The following is a 14,280-nucleotide window of genomic DNA, read 5'->3' on the forward strand; positions in this document are numbered from 1 at the left end:
GCGCTGTCAAGTAACGTGGTGACTACTCAAAAAGCGATCAATGTCAGTGTTAGCACCAATGACAACCATGATGTCCCCTCGCTTGAGTTTTTGGTTAGGGTCAGGAATAATTTCAAATTTTTGATCGCAGCGCAGGGCAATGAGGTTCAGACCATAGCGGCTGCGGAGTCCTACTTCCATAATCGTTTTGTTATGGAAGGCATCTGGTACTTTGACCTCAATAATGCTTTTTTCAGGATCTAGGGCTAAGGAGTCAAGAATCGCCGGACGTGTCAGCGATCGCGCTAATTCACACCCTGCTTCATACTCAGGAAACACCACCAAATCTGCCCCCACCCGTTCTAGGAGTTTTTTATGAACCTCTGAAGAGGCCTTCGCAATGACCTTGGGCACGCCAGCCTCTTTGAGATTCAGGGTGGTAATAATACTGGCATCGAGGTGGTTGCCAATGGCAACAATGACGGTTTCAAACTCAAATAACCCAGCTTCTTTCAGAGATTGTGGATCCGTAGAATCTAACTGGATCGCATGGTTAACAAGGCGATCTTGCAAGACTTGGTTGACTAAACGCTCCTGATTATCGGTACCCAAGACTTCATAACCGGAGTCGTGTAGAGTACCACAAACGCCACGGCCAAAGCGCCCTAGACCAATCACGGCAAACTGCTGGGTCACGTTCAGTTCGCGACCACGAAATAGCATGGCTCCTAAGTCCATTTGTTCAGTCCTCAAAGGATTTGGCATCGCTATGCCGATTATGCCCTTAATGACTCCGCTCTAACGCAAGTCGTTGTAGGCGGCGCTCAATTTCCGCGGCGCTGAGTCGGGGGGAAAATCGCGGCACGCCAAGGGTTTGACCCTCAACCACCAAGTACAATACGGGAACATCGTATTCGTACGCTTGCTGCCACTCCGGTTGCTGAGTAATGTCCCGAACTTCTAAGGTAAACCCTTGTGCTGTTAGGGATTCCAGCTTTTCTTGCAGTCCTTCGCAAAGGTGACAGCCGGGTTTACTGTAAAGGATCAAATGAGCCACAGCGCCACCCCTAGGGTGTGGATATTAAAGGTGTGTCTCCCACGGCGTGCTGATCGCGGTTGCCAAAAATAGCCTCTGCGTGGCGATAAAATTTGATCTCAATTAAATTATGAAATGGGTCGGCCAAAAAGAAGGTTTTATGCTCAAGCGGTGTGTTCACAAACCGGGTGCGCGGTGGCTGATAAAACCCTAACTCCTTGGCGACAACGCGATCGCGCAGGTTCTGCCAATCGGCCTCTGCCAAAAAGATGAGGCCAAAATGTCGGGGATAGATGCTACTGGGCGGTGTTAACGGCTCCGAGGTAACGTGAGCCACCAACTGATGGCCATAGAGCTTCATGATCAGACAATGGGGGTTTTCGCGCCCAGGCTCGCACCCCAGCCCCTCCACATAAAATGCTTTAGTTTCGGGAATATTACTAACGGGAAACGCCAAGTGAAATAGCACTGGAGCGATCGCCAACTGAGCCATGGAGAGCCTCGAAGAATCACTAAAATATCGTGCAAAGACGAAAATAATAAGCAATTCTAGCAGGCCATCTTTCGGTTTTAACAGCGGATCAAAACCGTGCTGTAAGGTCTAGCAACTAGGGGCGCCACTTTACTTTAGGCAAGATGTGGTTCGCATCCACTCGCTCTTTGTACTTAATCGCAATATTTAAGAGGGAGTCTAGCAGCGAATCGGAGAGGTAGTGGGGTTGCAGCCCCAGATCCAGCAGCTTAGTATTCTTGGCGTTGAAGTAGTGCTCTTCTTTTTCAACACGGGGGTTCTCAAGGTGGTTAATCTCCACCTTCAGGCCTAGGGCTTTCCCTGCTTCCTGTACTTTATGAGCCAGATCACCGATACTAAACTGCTCTGTAAACTGGTTGAGTACTCGGAACTCGCCTTGGGCTGCCGGTTGATTCACAGCCAACTCAATACAGCGCACGGTGTCGCGAATATCGAGGAAGCCGCGGGTTTGCCCGCCTTTCCCATACACCGTCAAGGGATGCCCAATGGCCGCTTGAATACAGAAGCGGTTTAAGGCGGTGCCAAAAATGCCATCGTAGTCAAGACGGTTAATCAGTAACTCATCCATCCCTGTTTCTTCGGTGAGCACACCATAGACCACCCCTTGGTTCAAGTCAGTGGCTCGCAACCCCCAAATGCGACAGGCAAAATGGATATTGTGGCTATCGTGCACCTTACTGAGGTGGTAGAAGCTGCCGGGCTGCTTGGGATAGGGCAGGGTATCCTTGCGGCCATTGTGCTCAATGGTAATGTAACCTTCTTCAATATCGATGTTGGGGGTGCCATACTCGCCCATCGTGCCCAGTTTAACTAAGTGGCATTCAGGGTTATGGGTTTGGATGGCATAGAGCAGGTTGAGGGTGCCCACCACATTATTGACTTGCGTTAACACGGCGTGTTCGCGATCGATCATTGAATAGGGGGCAGACCGTTGCTCACCAAAGTGAACCACCGCATCAGGCTGGAATGCCTGCATTGCCCGCTCGAGAAATGTGTAGTTACAAATATCGCCCACGTAAAGATCAATTTTTTTGCCGGTTAAATCCTGCCAGCGCTGTAGGCGATGCTGAATGGGGGCAATAGGAGTCAAGGTTTCTACGCACAGTTCTGCATCCCAATGCCGCCGAATCAGACTATCTAAAATAGCCACGTCATGCCCGCGATTTGAAAGGTAAAGCGCCGTTGCCCAGCCACAATAACCATCACCGCCAATTACGAGGACTCTCATGCTAACCGTGCTGAAATCAATACTGCTTCGCCATTGGATGGCTTCCATACCACGTTACCAGCTAATGGGGACATCGGTATCGAGTTCAGTAGAATTCCAATCGGGGAACCTGTCACCGTTTCGCCTGCCAACAGCAGCGCAGGAGATCAGGCTAGGGAGTCTTCCGTCAACTGCAATGGCTAAAATTGGTTCAACTTATTTATGGAATAAAAAAAATTAGCCGAGCTTATCCAATAGAGATATATCTTTTTTTACATCTACAGTGATAGATTGATTTCAATCCGATTGTTCGGGTGTGTGCATCGCAAACGACTGTACTTTTCCCAGTGCTCTCTGGGGAAACCGTTTTTTTGTCAATTTAATCTTACGGTTCTTGATATAGGTTGGACTATGTCTCAATTGTCACGTCGTCGCTTTTTAATGACTGCCACGGCTACTGCTGTAGGGGCGATCGCCCTCAAGGGGTGTGCACCAGCAGAATCCCCCTCCCAGCAAGCAGGGGGCAGCACTGCTGATATTGAAACCGATACCATTAAGCTAGGCTTTATCCCCATTGTTGAATCTGCCCCGCTCATTATTGCCAAGGAAAAGGGCTTTTTTGCCAAGCATGGGTTGGTCAATGCGGAACTCTCCAAACAGGCTAACTGGGCCAGTGCGCGGGATAACGTCGTGATTGGCGCAGCCGGGGGTGGTATTGATGGTGGCCAATGGCAGATGCCTATGCCCTACCTCATTAGCGAAGGCATTATCACCCTCAACAACCAGAAAATGCCGATGTACGTCTTAGCGCAGTTGAACACCCAAGGCAATGGCGTTGCTATCTCCGGTGCTCATAAAGGCAAGGGGGTTCACCTGAAAATGGCAGATCCGGAGTACATCAAAGGGTTTGCCGCCAAAAATGGTCGCAAATTCAAAGCGGCCTACACCTTCCCCCAAGCCAACCAAGATCTATGGATCCGTTACTGGTTTGCCGCCAATGGCATCGATCCGGATCGGGACATTGAACTGCTAGCGGTGCCCCCTGCCGAAACGGTAGCGGGGATGCGCAATGGCACCATGGATGCCTTTAGTACGGGTGACCCTTGGCCGTTTCGCATTGTCAGCGACGATATTGGCTTTATGGCCACCCTGACAGCTCAAATGTGGCCCTACCATCCGGAGGAATACCTAGCGGTGCGAGCGGATTGGGTTGACCAAAACCCCAAAGCCACCAAAGCCCTCCTCAAAGCGGTCATGGAGGCGCAGCAGTGGTGTGACGATAACTGTACCCCGACTGAGCTTTGCGGTGGGGGTGTTGCTGAACGTGGCTATGAATTCCTTCATCCCCAACCCTTGTATCTTAAAACTAGAGAGACAGACCGTCACCCCTTAGATGCGAGACATCGTGGAGAAGCTAGGGTCATCTCTCTGATGCAACAGGTCAAACTCGAATCATCAGTTGGGACAGTAGAACCCGCATGACGCAAGGCTGAGTAAACACCTGATTTACCCCCAGACAGGCGCAAAAGTGATATGCAGGATCAAGAACAATGGATTGGCATTGATGTGTGTAAGCGGTGGCTAGATGTACATCTACGTCCCCAGAAACTGATCCTGTGGTGATTGGCGGGCACCTATCGCGTCTCAAACCCACAAAAATTTACATTACCCTAGGCAACTACACACAACAAACAAGGGTGCAGTGAGACTCCCTACACCCTCTACTTCCCCTGCTGCCAATCAGCGCTAGCCCCTAGGCGGCAGCAAGATTTTTGGCAACAAAGTCCCAGTTCACCAGTTGATTGAGGAAGTTATCGATAAAGTCAGGGCGGCGATTTTGAAAGTCCAAGTAGTAGGCGTGCTCCCAGACATCGAGGGTGAGCAAGGGCACCTGACCGTGAACCAGCGGATTTTCGGCATTAGGGGTTTTCGTGACTTTCAGCGTACCCGCTTCAAGTACGAGCCATGCCCAACCACTCCCAAACTGAGTGGCGGCAGCGGTTTTGAACTGAGACTTAAACTCGTCAAAGCTGCCAAAGGCACTGTTAATACGGGCAGCCACATCGCCAGTTGGGGTGCCGCCCCCACCGGGCTTGAGGCTATTCCAGAAAAAGGTATGGTTCCAAACTTGAGCCGCATTATTGAAAATTCCGGCTTTAGCCGCATCGCCATAGCTGAGCCGAATCACATCTTCTAAGGATTTCTCTGCCAACTCTGTATCTTGGGTGAGTTTGTTCAAATTATCAACGTAGGCCTTATGATGCTTGCCGTAGTGAAACTCAAGGGTTTTGGCCGACATGCCGTAGGGTTCAAGGGCACCGGGATCAAAGGGTAAGGGGTCTTGTACAAATGCCATAGTGTTCAATACCTCTCTAAAGGGGCTGAGGGTTAGGCGACTAAGGTGATCATTTCACGACTAGTACTACTATGGGGTACTAATCGCCTCATTAATAATTCGCAATAAATATATTATTACGGTCTAGGGTGAAAGGTGCAATGGAATCTCTGAATCGCCCATGATATGGTCAGAACAGTCTGGTGATTGACTACCCCATGGTTTCTCCATCGTTACCGCTCTGCCAGGTGTTAGTCGCTGAAAACGCCCCCATTCGTTTTGGCACGGATGGTTGGCGCGGCATTATTGGGGCTGACTTTACGTTTTCACGGCTAGTGCGGGCAGCAAAAGCAGCGGCTTGGGTGTTGCATCGCACCTATGGGTCGGGTACGCCTCGGATGATTGTTGGTTACGATCGCCGCTTTTTGGCGGAGCAGTTTGCGGCGGCGGTGGCAGAGGTGTTGGTCGCTTCAGGGTATGAGGTGTGGCTCGCGAGTCATCCGGCACCGACCCCTGCCCTTAGCTGGGCGGTGAAAGCGGAGACTGCCCTAGGGGCATTGGTAATTACGGCCAGCCATAACCCTGGCATGTATAGTGGCTTAAAGGTCAAGGGAGCCTTTGCTGGCTCGGTTCCCCCTGCTGTGACCCAAGCCATTGAAGCGCAATTAGCCAGCGGTGACCCACCCCCAGTAGGACTCGGTTGTGGGTCGCTCCATTTCTTTGACCCGTGGCCAATGTATTGCGAGGCACTGCAACAGCAGGTGAACTGCACGCCAATTCGGGCAGCGATTGAGGCTGGGCAACTTAGGGTTTATGCCGATGTGATGCATGGGGTGGCAGCAGGGGGCTTGGCTCGCATCCTAGGGATTGCAGTGCCGGAGTTTCGCAGCGATCGCGACGTACTGTTTGGTGGGGGTGCTCCCGAACCCATTGGTCGATATTTACACCAGACGCAGGAGCAACTGCGGCAGATGCCACACACGGGGCAAACGGTCTGCTTGGTTTTTGATGGGGATGCCGATCGCCTCGCCGTGATTGACGGGGAGGGAACCCTTTACACCGCCCAAGAACTCATGCCCATTTTGATCGATCATCTGGCGCAACACAGCCCCTATCGCGGTGCCGTCATCAAGTCGATCAGTAGCTCTGACTTGATGAGTAACGTGGCTGCCCTCCACGGCTTACCGGTCATTGAAACCCCCATTGGCTTTAAGCATATTGCCGATCGCATGGTGGCCGGAGATGCCATTTTACTGGGGGGGGAAGAATCGGGGGGGATTGGCTATGGCCACCACATTCCTGAGCGGGATGCCCTCCTGTCTGCGCTGTACCTGCTAGAGGCGATCGTCACCTCCGGGCGCAGTGTCGGCGAATACTACCATTCTCTGCAGCACCAGGTGGGATTTTTTAGCCACTATGATCGCATCGACTTAAGGCTTGAGACTGAACATCAGCGTCAGCAGCTAGAGCACCTGCTGGCGACGAACCCCCTACAGCGGATTTTAGACAGCGCTGTTGTGGCCTGCAACCGCAGCGATGGCTATAAATTCTACCTCGAGACCGGCGCGTGGCTACTGGTGCGCTTTAGCGGCACTGAACCCCTCCTACGACTGTACTGTCAAGCCCCCTCCCCAGAAGACGTACAGGCGATACTGGCGTGGATGCAGGCATGGCTGCACGAGCGCTTTAGCCCACCGACAACTTAAGAACGGTCTATCTTGGCTGGCGCACCCAGCCACCAAAGGGGATGCACCCTTGCTAGGATCCAAAGGGTTACTTATGGACGATGGTGCCAATGTTCCAGGCTTGGCTGCGCCCGATCTCGGCCTCCCCCATGCTGGCTCCGGCCAAGCATGTTGAAGATTCCCTGATCCTGCGGTTAGGGGTGCTCTGCATGGTCATTGTCGGGATTGTGGCCACGGACATTGCCGCTGAGACCCAAACGAGTGTTTGGGCAATTCCGTTATCGATCGCTGGGTTTAGCTGGAGTTGGTGGGCGCGTCGGCAAAGGAATGTAGTCGCTAAACTAGCGATTGCCTTGGGAATGGTGATTGCCCTAGTTGTCTTTTTGGGACGTTTAGCTGCCCTCTCCCACGATTCCCGCCTTCTCCTCGCTGAGCTGCTCATTCAACTGCAAGTTCTCCATAGTTTTGACCTGCCGCGGCGTAAGGATCTGGGTTATTCGATGGTGATTGCCCTGATTCTCATCAGTGTGGCTGCCACCCTTAGCCAAACGATGATGTTTGGTGTATTTTTGCTGGTGTTTTTGGCGATCGCCCTGCCGGTATTAGTGTTAGACTACCGCTCGCGCTTAGGGCTGCTGCCGCTGGCAGTTAACTCCCTAGGGATGTCGTGGCGGCAGTGGTTTGGGCTGTTTGTTTTAATCCTGAGCCTAGGGCTAGGGGTGTTTGTGGTGTTACCACGGTTTCCGGGGTATCAAATCCGCACCCTGCCAGTGAGTGCTGAAATTCAAGTAGATGGGGAGTTTGATCAAACGCGGGTGATCAACCCCGGCTATGTGAGTGGCAGGGGCGGGGCTGGTGTAGGGGAGGAACTGGCCAACCAACAGTTCGATAGTAACTTTTACTACGGCTTTGGCTCCGAAATCGATCAAACCTTGGGTGGTGTGATGACCCCTCAGGAAATTCTGCGGGTGAGATCCCAAGCTCCCGGATTCTGGCGAGTACTGGCGTTTGATGAATATACCGGACGGGGCTGGCGCATTAGCACTAACGATGCTGCTGAAATTCTGCGGCGATCGCCGTGGAGTTTTCGCTATTTGCTCCCCCAGCTCCCCACCCGGGTACCCACCCGCGAAGTCATTCAAACCTATACGGTGGTCTCTGAATTTAGTAATCTCATTCCGCACCTGTACGACCCCCGCGAACTGTACTTCCCCACCCGTGAAATTGCTCGCGATCCTGAAGGCGGGCTACGTGCTCCGGTTCCCCTACCAGAGGGGCTGACCTATTCCGTCATTTCCCACGTTCCCGTGCGCGATCGCTCTGTTTTGCGCACTGCTGGCAAAATTCGCAACCCCGCTGCCTACCGTCAGTATCTGCAGGTGCCTGAAGCCTTAACCCCCCGGCTGCAAACCCTCGCCCAAGACCTGTTGGCTAAAGCCGATCGCCCCATTGAGGAACCCTACGAACAAGCTCTTTACCTGACCCAAGCCCTCAAACAGTCCTACCGCCTCGATACCCAAATCCCTAAGCTAGCTGCGGAGCAGGATTTAGTGGCCACCTTTCTCTTTGAATGGCAGGGGGGCTACCCCGATCACTTTGCCAGCGCCTTGACCCTACTGCTGCGCAGTATCGGGATTCCAGCACGATTGGTTACTGGCCTGGGCACGGGGGAATTTAACCCCTTTACGGGCTTGTATATTGTGCGCAATACCGATGCTTATGCCCTCACAGAAGCCTATTTCCCTGAATTGGGCTGGTTTCTGTTTGATCCGATTCCGGGTCACGATCTCTATCCGGCGACCCTAGAGGTGGATCAAACCTTTAGCGTTTTGCAACAGTTTTGGAACTGGGTGACCGGCTGGCTACCGACACCCGTGACGGGCTTTTTCGGCACCCTATTCGCTGCCCTAGAATCACTACTGACGCAGTTTATGGATCTATTTTCCCAAGGGCTGGGCGGAATCATACAAGGCATATTGTTGCTGTGTGGGGCAGCGATCGCCCTCTGGTTTGGCATCTACCTGTGGCAGAGTTGGCGCTATCGGCAACGACTGCGGCGCCTCAGTGCCATTGAGCAACTCTATGTGCAAATGCTAGACTGGCTGGCGCAGCAAGGCTTCCCCAAGCGCAACAGCCAAACCCCTTGGGAATATGCCCAGTACTTGCGAGATGTCCCCCAGCTAGATTCCCTGAGCCAACGCGCCATTGACACCCTCACCCACGCCTACGTCTCGTGGCGGTATGGCGGCGCCGCCCTACCATTACCCGCCCTGCGGCGTGCCCTAGGCCAGCTTAAGGATCAACGCTGGCGATCGCTACAACACACCGCTACCCATTTGAATCGGTTGATGCGCAAGGGTGGCAGCCGCTGAGAACAGTCCCCATGGAATCCCCTACACTCGAAGACTGAGATTTCTGATCGCCCCAACGGTTAGGATCGGGGATAGCATTTACAGGTTTGCATTGGTGGAGGGTTCAGGCATGGATGCCCATACGTGGCAGACTCCGTCACAGTGGATCATGGTAGGGTTACTCCTGTTGTTTGCGATCGCCCACAGCGGCTTGGCCAGTTTGCGCCCTTGGGCCGAAAAACGTATTGGTGCGAGACTGTACCGTATCTTTTTTGCGTTGGTGAGCCTGCCGTTGGCCACGGGGCTAATTGTCTATTTCTTGGCGCATCGCTACGATGGGGTGCAACTGTGGCAACTGCAAGGGGTGCCGGGGCTATCGGCAATAGTGTGGGGGCTGTCGGCACTGTCGTTTCTCTTTCTGTATCCCGCCACCTTTAACCTGCTGGAAATTGCCGCCATCCAAAAACCCGAGATCCATCTCTACGAAACTGGCATTATCCGCATTACCCGCCACCCTCAACTCTGGGGACAGGTGATCTGGTGTGTTGCCCATACCCTTTGGCTAGGAACCTCCTTTACTCTACTGACCTCCTTGGGGCTGATTGCCCATCATTGTTTTGGCGTCTGGCATGGCGATCGCCGCTGGGAGAACCGCCATGGCGAAGCATTTCGTGCCATCAAAGCTCGCACCTCAATCATTCCCTTCAAAGCCATTTGGCAAGGCAAGCAACCCCTCCTGTGGCACGAGTTTTTGCGCCCCGCCTATGTTGGGGTTGCGGTGTTTGTTGCGTTGATCTGGTGGTTGCATCCCTACTTTTACGGCATCAGCACCGCTATAGGTGCCTTGTAACAACCTGTTCAACGCATCAACGGCATAGCGGCACAAAAATACCCCTACGGTTGAACCATAGGGGTCATCGGTGTTGCTGAATGTGGCTATGAATTCCCTCATCCCCAACCCTTCTCCCTAGGGAGAAGGGAGCTAAGTTGACCGCACTGATGGACGGTCACTGAGGTGATAAACCTAAGGGTCGTAGGGCTTTTTGCCACTGAACTTAAGTTGGGCAGGGTTCGGGTTCTGGCCAATTGAGCGGGGAACGGTGTTGACTGCTTCGCGACCTTGGTTCACTTTTTCTGGGAATACCCCATCTTTCGGATGGAGGAGTACCGTTTCTCCATCAGGAAAGATACGGTAAATCTTGTAGTCATTGATTTTGCGAGGACGCAGTTGCTGAGCCGCTAACGCGAGGCACTGCTCTTTGCGAGCAAGATAAACCAAATTTTCGCCTTCGCGCATTACGGCTGCCCCAGCGGTTGGCATTTCAAAAACCTGCTCTTTGGGGCTAGTCCAGGTGATCGCGTACTTTTCTTCAATGTCGGCTTTGCTGAGGAGGCCGCCAGTGCTGCCACCGTACAGCGGGGGTTGCCCAGTTAGTGTTGTCATGCGAATTTAACTCCCAATCTCCCACGAGATAGTCATGATCTAGGCATTTCAGCTAGATTCAACGGCATCGTAACATTGAAGCTGTAGCCTTGGTATAGGTTTGCGAGAAACTGTAACAGTTTGTTATTGACATCCTCCACCATCCTACAGGACGGGGCTTGCATCCCAATGGGGTTGGTCAGTGGCCGCCCTATCCCTTGGCGATCGCCCCCGCCTCCGCTAGGATAAACTTGAGTTCTGTTGCCCCTATGGATACGTACTCTATGGTCATGCCCACAGAAAACACCACCTTGATGCCCGCCACCGTGACTGTTGAGCCACAAATTCTGGTTGCGCAGAAGTTTAAGGATACCCTTGGGGATGACTTTGCCAAAGCGTGGAATAACTTTGTTGATTCCGGCCAACTTTGGGCACTGATCATTGGCCTTGCCCTCGGCTGGATATTTGGTAAGTTACTCAATTTTTAGCGTACTGTTTTAGCGTAGTGTTTAATGCCGCGGACGTCCCTATCCCCGATGGGGTAATTCATCTTGGGCATCATTCCTTTCCATCTGAGGCCAGCATGTGAGTACTCAACCGCAACCTTGGAGTCAACGCTTTGAGAGCGCTCTACATCCGGCGATCGCCCGCTTTAACGCCAGTATTGGCTTTGATATTCGCCTGATTGAGTATGATCTGACCGGTTCCCAAGCCCATGCCAAAATGTTGGCGAAAACCGGCATTATCAGCCCTGAAGAAGGGGAACGCCTGATCCAAGGCCTTGAGCAGATCCGTCAAGAATACCGTCAGGGGCGCTTTAGCCCCGGCATCGATGCCGAAGATGTTCACTTTGCCGTGGAGCGGCGCTTAACAGAACTTGTGGGAGATGTGGGCAAAAAGCTCCACACGGCTCGCTCCCGTAATGATCAGGTGGGCACGGATATTCGCCTTTATCTGCGCGCCGAAATTGATCAGATCCAGCAGCAACTGCGGCAGTGGCAGCGCACCCTCCTTGAGGTGGCCACCCCCCACGTGGAGACCCTGATCCCGGGCTATACCCACCTACAGCGGGCGCAACCCCTGAGCTTGGCACACCATCTGCTGGCCTATGTGGAGATGGCAGAACGCGACTGGCAACGCTTGGCTCAACTTCGGCAGCGGGTAAATGTCTCTCCCTTGGGGGCGGGTGCGCTAGCGGGAACCACCTTTCCCATCGATCGCCACTACAGTGCGCAATTACTCGGCTTTGCTGAACCCTATCGCAATAGCCTTGATGCCGTTAGCGATCGCGACTTTGCCATTGAATTCCTGTGCGCTGCTAGTTTAATTATGGTGCACCTGTCGCGGTTGGCCGAAGAGGTCATCCTCTGGGCATCGGAGGAGTTTGCCTTTATCCAGCTCACCGATACCTGCGCCACTGGCTCAAGCATTATGCCGCAAAAGAAAAACCCCGATGTGCCTGAACTGGTGCGGGGGAAAACTGGGCGGGTGTTTGGCCATCTTCAAGCGCTCTTAGTGGTTATGAAGGGGCTGCCCTTGGCCTACAACAAAGATCTCCAAGAAGACAAAGAAGCCATTTTTGATGCAGTAGATACCGTTACTGCCTGTCTAGAGGCCATGACCATTTTAATGGCGCAAGGGATTGTCTTTCAGCCTCAGCGCTTAGCCGCAGCAGTCAATAGTGATTTTGCCAATGCCACCGATGTCGCAGACTATCTGGCCAGTAAGGGGGTGCCCTTCCGCGAAGCCTATAACCTCGTGGGGCGAGTGGTCAAAACCTGTCTAGAGCAAGGTAAATTTCTTAAGGATTTAACCCTGCAAGAGTGGCAGGCTCTGCACCCCGCGTTTGAAAACGACATTTACGAGCGCATTGCCCCACAGCAAGTGGTGGCGGCACGGAATAGCTATGGCGGCACCGGCTTTGCCCAAGTCCGCATGGCTCTTGAGGAGGCGCGGCGACGCCTTAATGATTTTTAATGAAAAACGGTACCGCTTGCCCGTAGCCTGAGAATTAGACTGTTTTTGCGGTCGAGTTTAGATACAAAACGTTGCAAGCTCTTAAGAAGGATTCCGTAATGACTACGTCTCTAGCAACGAAATTGCGCGAAGGCACCAAAAAAGCCCATACAATGGCGGAGAATGTTGGCTTTGTGCGTTGCTTCCTCAAAGGAACGGTTGAAAAAAGCTCCTACCGCAAGCTCGTTGCCAGCCTTTACCACGTGTACAGTGCCATGGAAATGGAAATGGAGCGGTTGAAAGACCACCCCATCGTGGGCAAAATTTATTTTCCCGAACTCAATCGTAAGCATAGCCTTGAGCAGGACTTGGCCTACTACTTTGGCGCCAACTGGCGTGAGGAGGTGACTCCGTCTGCGGCGACTCAAGCTTACGTGGCTCGTATTCACGAGGTTGCTACTACGGCTCCCGAACTGCTCGTGGCACATTCCTACACGCGCTACCTCGGAGACTTGTCGGGGGGGCAAATCCTTAAAGGGATTGCGGAGCGAGCCATGAACCTCCACGATGGTGAAGGCACTGCCTTTTACCACTTTGAGGCCATCAGTGATGAAAAAGCCTTTAAGCAGCTTTATCGCCAACGCTTAGATGAGCTAGCGGTGGATGAAGCGACCGCCGATCGCATCGTGGATGAAGCCAATGCTGCCTTTGGCATGAATATGAAGCTGTTCCAAGAGCTGGAAGGGAATCTGATTAAGGCGATTGGTCAATTGCTCTTCAACAGCCTCACTCGTCGCAAGCAGCGGGGCAGCACGGAACTGGCCACAGCAGAATAGTTGGTAAAGGAGAGGGAACAGGAGATAGGGAAAAGAGGAGAGTCTCTTCTCGCTCCTCATAGGCAACACTGTAGGGGCGTGGTTACCATGCCCTTCCAAGGATTACTGATGGTACAGTCTTTTTCAAAAATCGCCTTACTGGTTAAGTCAGACAGTTTCTTGTGGTGTTTCGGGCGATCGTTGAGCAAAATCTTGCGGAATCTGCTCCCGCAATTGCTGGACAAAGGCATGATGCTCTGGTGTCTGTAGCCCCTGTTGCAGAGTTGCCAGCACCAGCACCATGTCACCTGCTAGCAGTGCGGGTAAAGCCAGCCAAAGACCCGGAAACATAGGGCTACGCAGGATACCAGCAGAGTCGGGTTGCAGGGGAATATAGTCACCGTTTTGGAGGTGAAACCAGTCCAGCTTGCGATCAAGCACTTGCCACACCAAGTACTCTTGTACGCCGTTACGTCGGTAGGCACGTTTCTTATCTCGCAGGTCGATTGTGGCCGAACTGGCAGCAATTTCGATCACCAGTTCCGGTGCCCCCTCAATATAACCATCGGTGCTGAAGCGGGTTTGCCCCCCTGCACGAGGGTCAATTAACAGGATGGCATCGGGTTGGAGTTCGTTGTCCAAATCTAGCCGTACGGTAGAGTTATCCCCCAAACGAGTGCCAGGAGTTGACACCTTGTAACTCCAGAGCCAACCAATCAGGTTGGCGTGGGGTTCGGCATGGGATTCAAAGCCCGGGGGAGAGGCCATATAGACAATTCCCTCAATCAGTTCGGCTTTTTTGACCTGGGGCATGGCGGCATAGCGCTGCTCAAATTCCCAGCGCGTCAGGGCATCACCATTTTCTAGCGGTGGCAGGGTAGGATGGGGTGGTGTAGTGTGGGAAAGGGAACGGTTCATCGTCACCTCAACAAGTTATAGGGGATACGGCACAGAAGATAGT

Annotated in this window: 13 protein-coding genes and 1 pseudogene; 7 read left to right on the forward strand and 7 right to left on the reverse strand. The window is 52.9% G+C overall.

The annotated features are described in order from the left end of the window. Positions 1-6: 6 nt before the first annotated feature. From BRW62_RS09385 to BRW62_RS09400, 4 genes are all read right to left on the reverse strand, one after another. Complete coding sequence (locus BRW62_RS09385; RefSeq protein WP_227517346.1) at positions 7-702, reverse strand: potassium channel family protein; 696 nt, start codon at positions 700-702, stop codon at positions 7-9. A gap of 61 nt (positions 703-763) precedes the next feature. Further along, positions 764-1,036, reverse strand: a complete 273-nt coding sequence (locus BRW62_RS09390; RefSeq protein ID WP_099799212.1) for a glutaredoxin family protein — start codon at positions 1,034-1,036, stop codon at positions 764-766. A 10-nt stretch (positions 1,037-1,046) separates the two neighbouring features. Then, a complete protein-coding gene (locus tag BRW62_RS09395) occupies positions 1,047-1,508 on the reverse strand; it encodes a VOC family protein (RefSeq protein WP_099799213.1) in 462 nt (153 codons plus the stop codon). A gap of 115 nt (positions 1,509-1,623) precedes the next feature. Beyond that, complete coding sequence (locus tag BRW62_RS09400; protein WP_099799911.1) at positions 1,624-2,775, reverse strand: NAD-dependent epimerase/dehydratase family protein; 1,152 nt, start codon at positions 2,773-2,775, stop codon at positions 1,624-1,626. A gap of 390 nt (positions 2,776-3,165) precedes the next feature. On the opposite strand from BRW62_RS09400, the pseudogene BRW62_RS09405 reads away from it, so the two are divergent. Then, positions 3,166-4,035, forward strand: a pseudogene (locus BRW62_RS09405) (CmpA/NrtA family ABC transporter substrate-binding protein); the annotation flags it as partial. A 472-nt stretch (positions 4,036-4,507) separates the two neighbouring features. On the opposite strand, the gene sodB reads toward BRW62_RS09405, so the two are convergent. Continuing rightward, positions 4,508-5,110, reverse strand: a complete 603-nt coding sequence (gene sodB, locus BRW62_RS09410; protein WP_099799214.1) for a superoxide dismutase [Fe] — start codon at positions 5,108-5,110, stop codon at positions 4,508-4,510. A gap of 197 nt (positions 5,111-5,307) precedes the next feature. Between sodB and BRW62_RS09415 the strand changes: the two genes are divergently transcribed. The 3 genes from BRW62_RS09415 to BRW62_RS09425 all read left to right on the forward strand — a co-directional run bounded on the left by BRW62_RS09415 (position 5,308) and on the right by BRW62_RS09425 (position 9,975). Further along, positions 5,308-6,795, forward strand: a complete 1,488-nt coding sequence (locus BRW62_RS09415) for a phosphoglucomutase/phosphomannomutase family protein (RefSeq protein WP_099799912.1) — start codon at positions 5,308-5,310, stop codon at positions 6,793-6,795. Between the two features lie 89 nt (positions 6,796-6,884). After that, positions 6,885-9,146 (forward strand): transglutaminase TgpA family protein, encoded by a 2,262-nt coding sequence (locus BRW62_RS09420; RefSeq protein ID WP_099799215.1) that lies wholly within the window; start codon positions 6,885-6,887, stop codon positions 9,144-9,146. A 109-nt stretch (positions 9,147-9,255) separates the two neighbouring features. Then, a complete protein-coding gene (locus BRW62_RS09425; RefSeq protein WP_099799216.1) occupies positions 9,256-9,975 on the forward strand; it encodes an NnrU family protein in 720 nt (239 codons plus the stop codon). Between the two features lie 174 nt (positions 9,976-10,149). Here BRW62_RS09425 and BRW62_RS09430 read toward each other — a convergent pair whose 3' ends face one another. Further along, entirely contained in the window at positions 10,150-10,569 is a 420-nt protein-coding gene (locus tag BRW62_RS09430; RefSeq protein WP_099799217.1) for a photosystem I reaction center subunit II PsaD, read from the reverse strand. 248 nt (positions 10,570-10,817) lie between these two features. On the opposite strand from BRW62_RS09430, the gene BRW62_RS09435 reads away from it, so the two are divergent. The 3 genes from BRW62_RS09435 (at position 10,818) to BRW62_RS09445 (ending at position 13,340) form a co-directional block, all read left to right on the forward strand. Continuing rightward, entirely contained in the window at positions 10,818-11,036 is a 219-nt protein-coding gene (locus BRW62_RS09435; protein ID WP_198405986.1) for a hypothetical protein, read from the forward strand. Between the two features lie 97 nt (positions 11,037-11,133). Continuing rightward, positions 11,134-12,525, forward strand: coding sequence for an argininosuccinate lyase (argH, locus tag BRW62_RS09440; protein ID WP_099799219.1), 1,392 nt, complete (start codon positions 11,134-11,136; stop codon positions 12,523-12,525). A gap of 98 nt (positions 12,526-12,623) precedes the next feature. After that, positions 12,624-13,340, forward strand: coding sequence for a biliverdin-producing heme oxygenase (locus BRW62_RS09445; protein ID WP_099799220.1), 717 nt, complete (start codon positions 12,624-12,626; stop codon positions 13,338-13,340). A gap of 147 nt (positions 13,341-13,487) precedes the next feature. Here BRW62_RS09445 and BRW62_RS09450 read toward each other — a convergent pair whose 3' ends face one another. Beyond that, a complete protein-coding gene (locus BRW62_RS09450) occupies positions 13,488-14,237 on the reverse strand; it encodes a Uma2 family endonuclease (RefSeq protein WP_099799221.1) in 750 nt (249 codons plus the stop codon). Positions 14,238-14,280: the final 43 nt, after the last annotated feature.

Source organism: Thermostichus lividus PCC 6715 (assembly GCF_002754935.1).
In the GTDB taxonomy this organism is placed as follows: Bacteria; Cyanobacteriota; Cyanobacteriia; order Thermosynechococcales; family Thermosynechococcaceae; genus Thermosynechococcus; species Thermosynechococcus lividus.

Coding starts and splice junctions, on each gene's coding strand:
- BRW62_RS09385 (WP_227517346.1), bottom strand. CDS start 702: ATGCTATTTCGTGGTCGCGAACTGAACGTGACCCAGCAGTTTGCCGTG.
- BRW62_RS09395 (WP_099799213.1), bottom strand. CDS start 1,508: ATGGCTCAGTTGGCGATCGCTCCAGTGCTATTTCACTTGGCGTTTCCC.
- BRW62_RS09400 (WP_099799911.1), bottom strand. CDS start 2,775: ATGAGAGTCCTCGTAATTGGCGGTGATGGTTATTGTGGCTGGGCAACG.
- sodB (WP_099799214.1), bottom strand. CDS start 5,110: ATGGCATTTGTACAAGACCCCTTACCCTTTGATCCCGGTGCCCTTGAA.
- BRW62_RS09415 (WP_099799912.1), top strand. CDS start 5,308: ATGGTTTCTCCATCGTTACCGCTCTGCCAGGTGTTAGTCGCTGAAAAC.
- BRW62_RS09420 (WP_099799215.1), top strand. CDS start 6,885: ATGTTCCAGGCTTGGCTGCGCCCGATCTCGGCCTCCCCCATGCTGGCT.
- BRW62_RS09425 (WP_099799216.1), top strand. CDS start 9,256: ATGGATGCCCATACGTGGCAGACTCCGTCACAGTGGATCATGGTAGGG.
- BRW62_RS09430 (WP_099799217.1), bottom strand. CDS start 10,569: ATGACAACACTAACTGGGCAACCCCCGCTGTACGGTGGCAGCACTGGC.
- BRW62_RS09435 (WP_198405986.1), top strand. CDS start 10,818: ATGGATACGTACTCTATGGTCATGCCCACAGAAAACACCACCTTGATG.
- BRW62_RS09445 (WP_099799220.1), top strand. CDS start 12,624: ATGACTACGTCTCTAGCAACGAAATTGCGCGAAGGCACCAAAAAAGCC.
- BRW62_RS09450 (WP_099799221.1), bottom strand. CDS start 14,237: ATGAACCGTTCCCTTTCCCACACTACACCACCCCATCCTACCCTGCCA.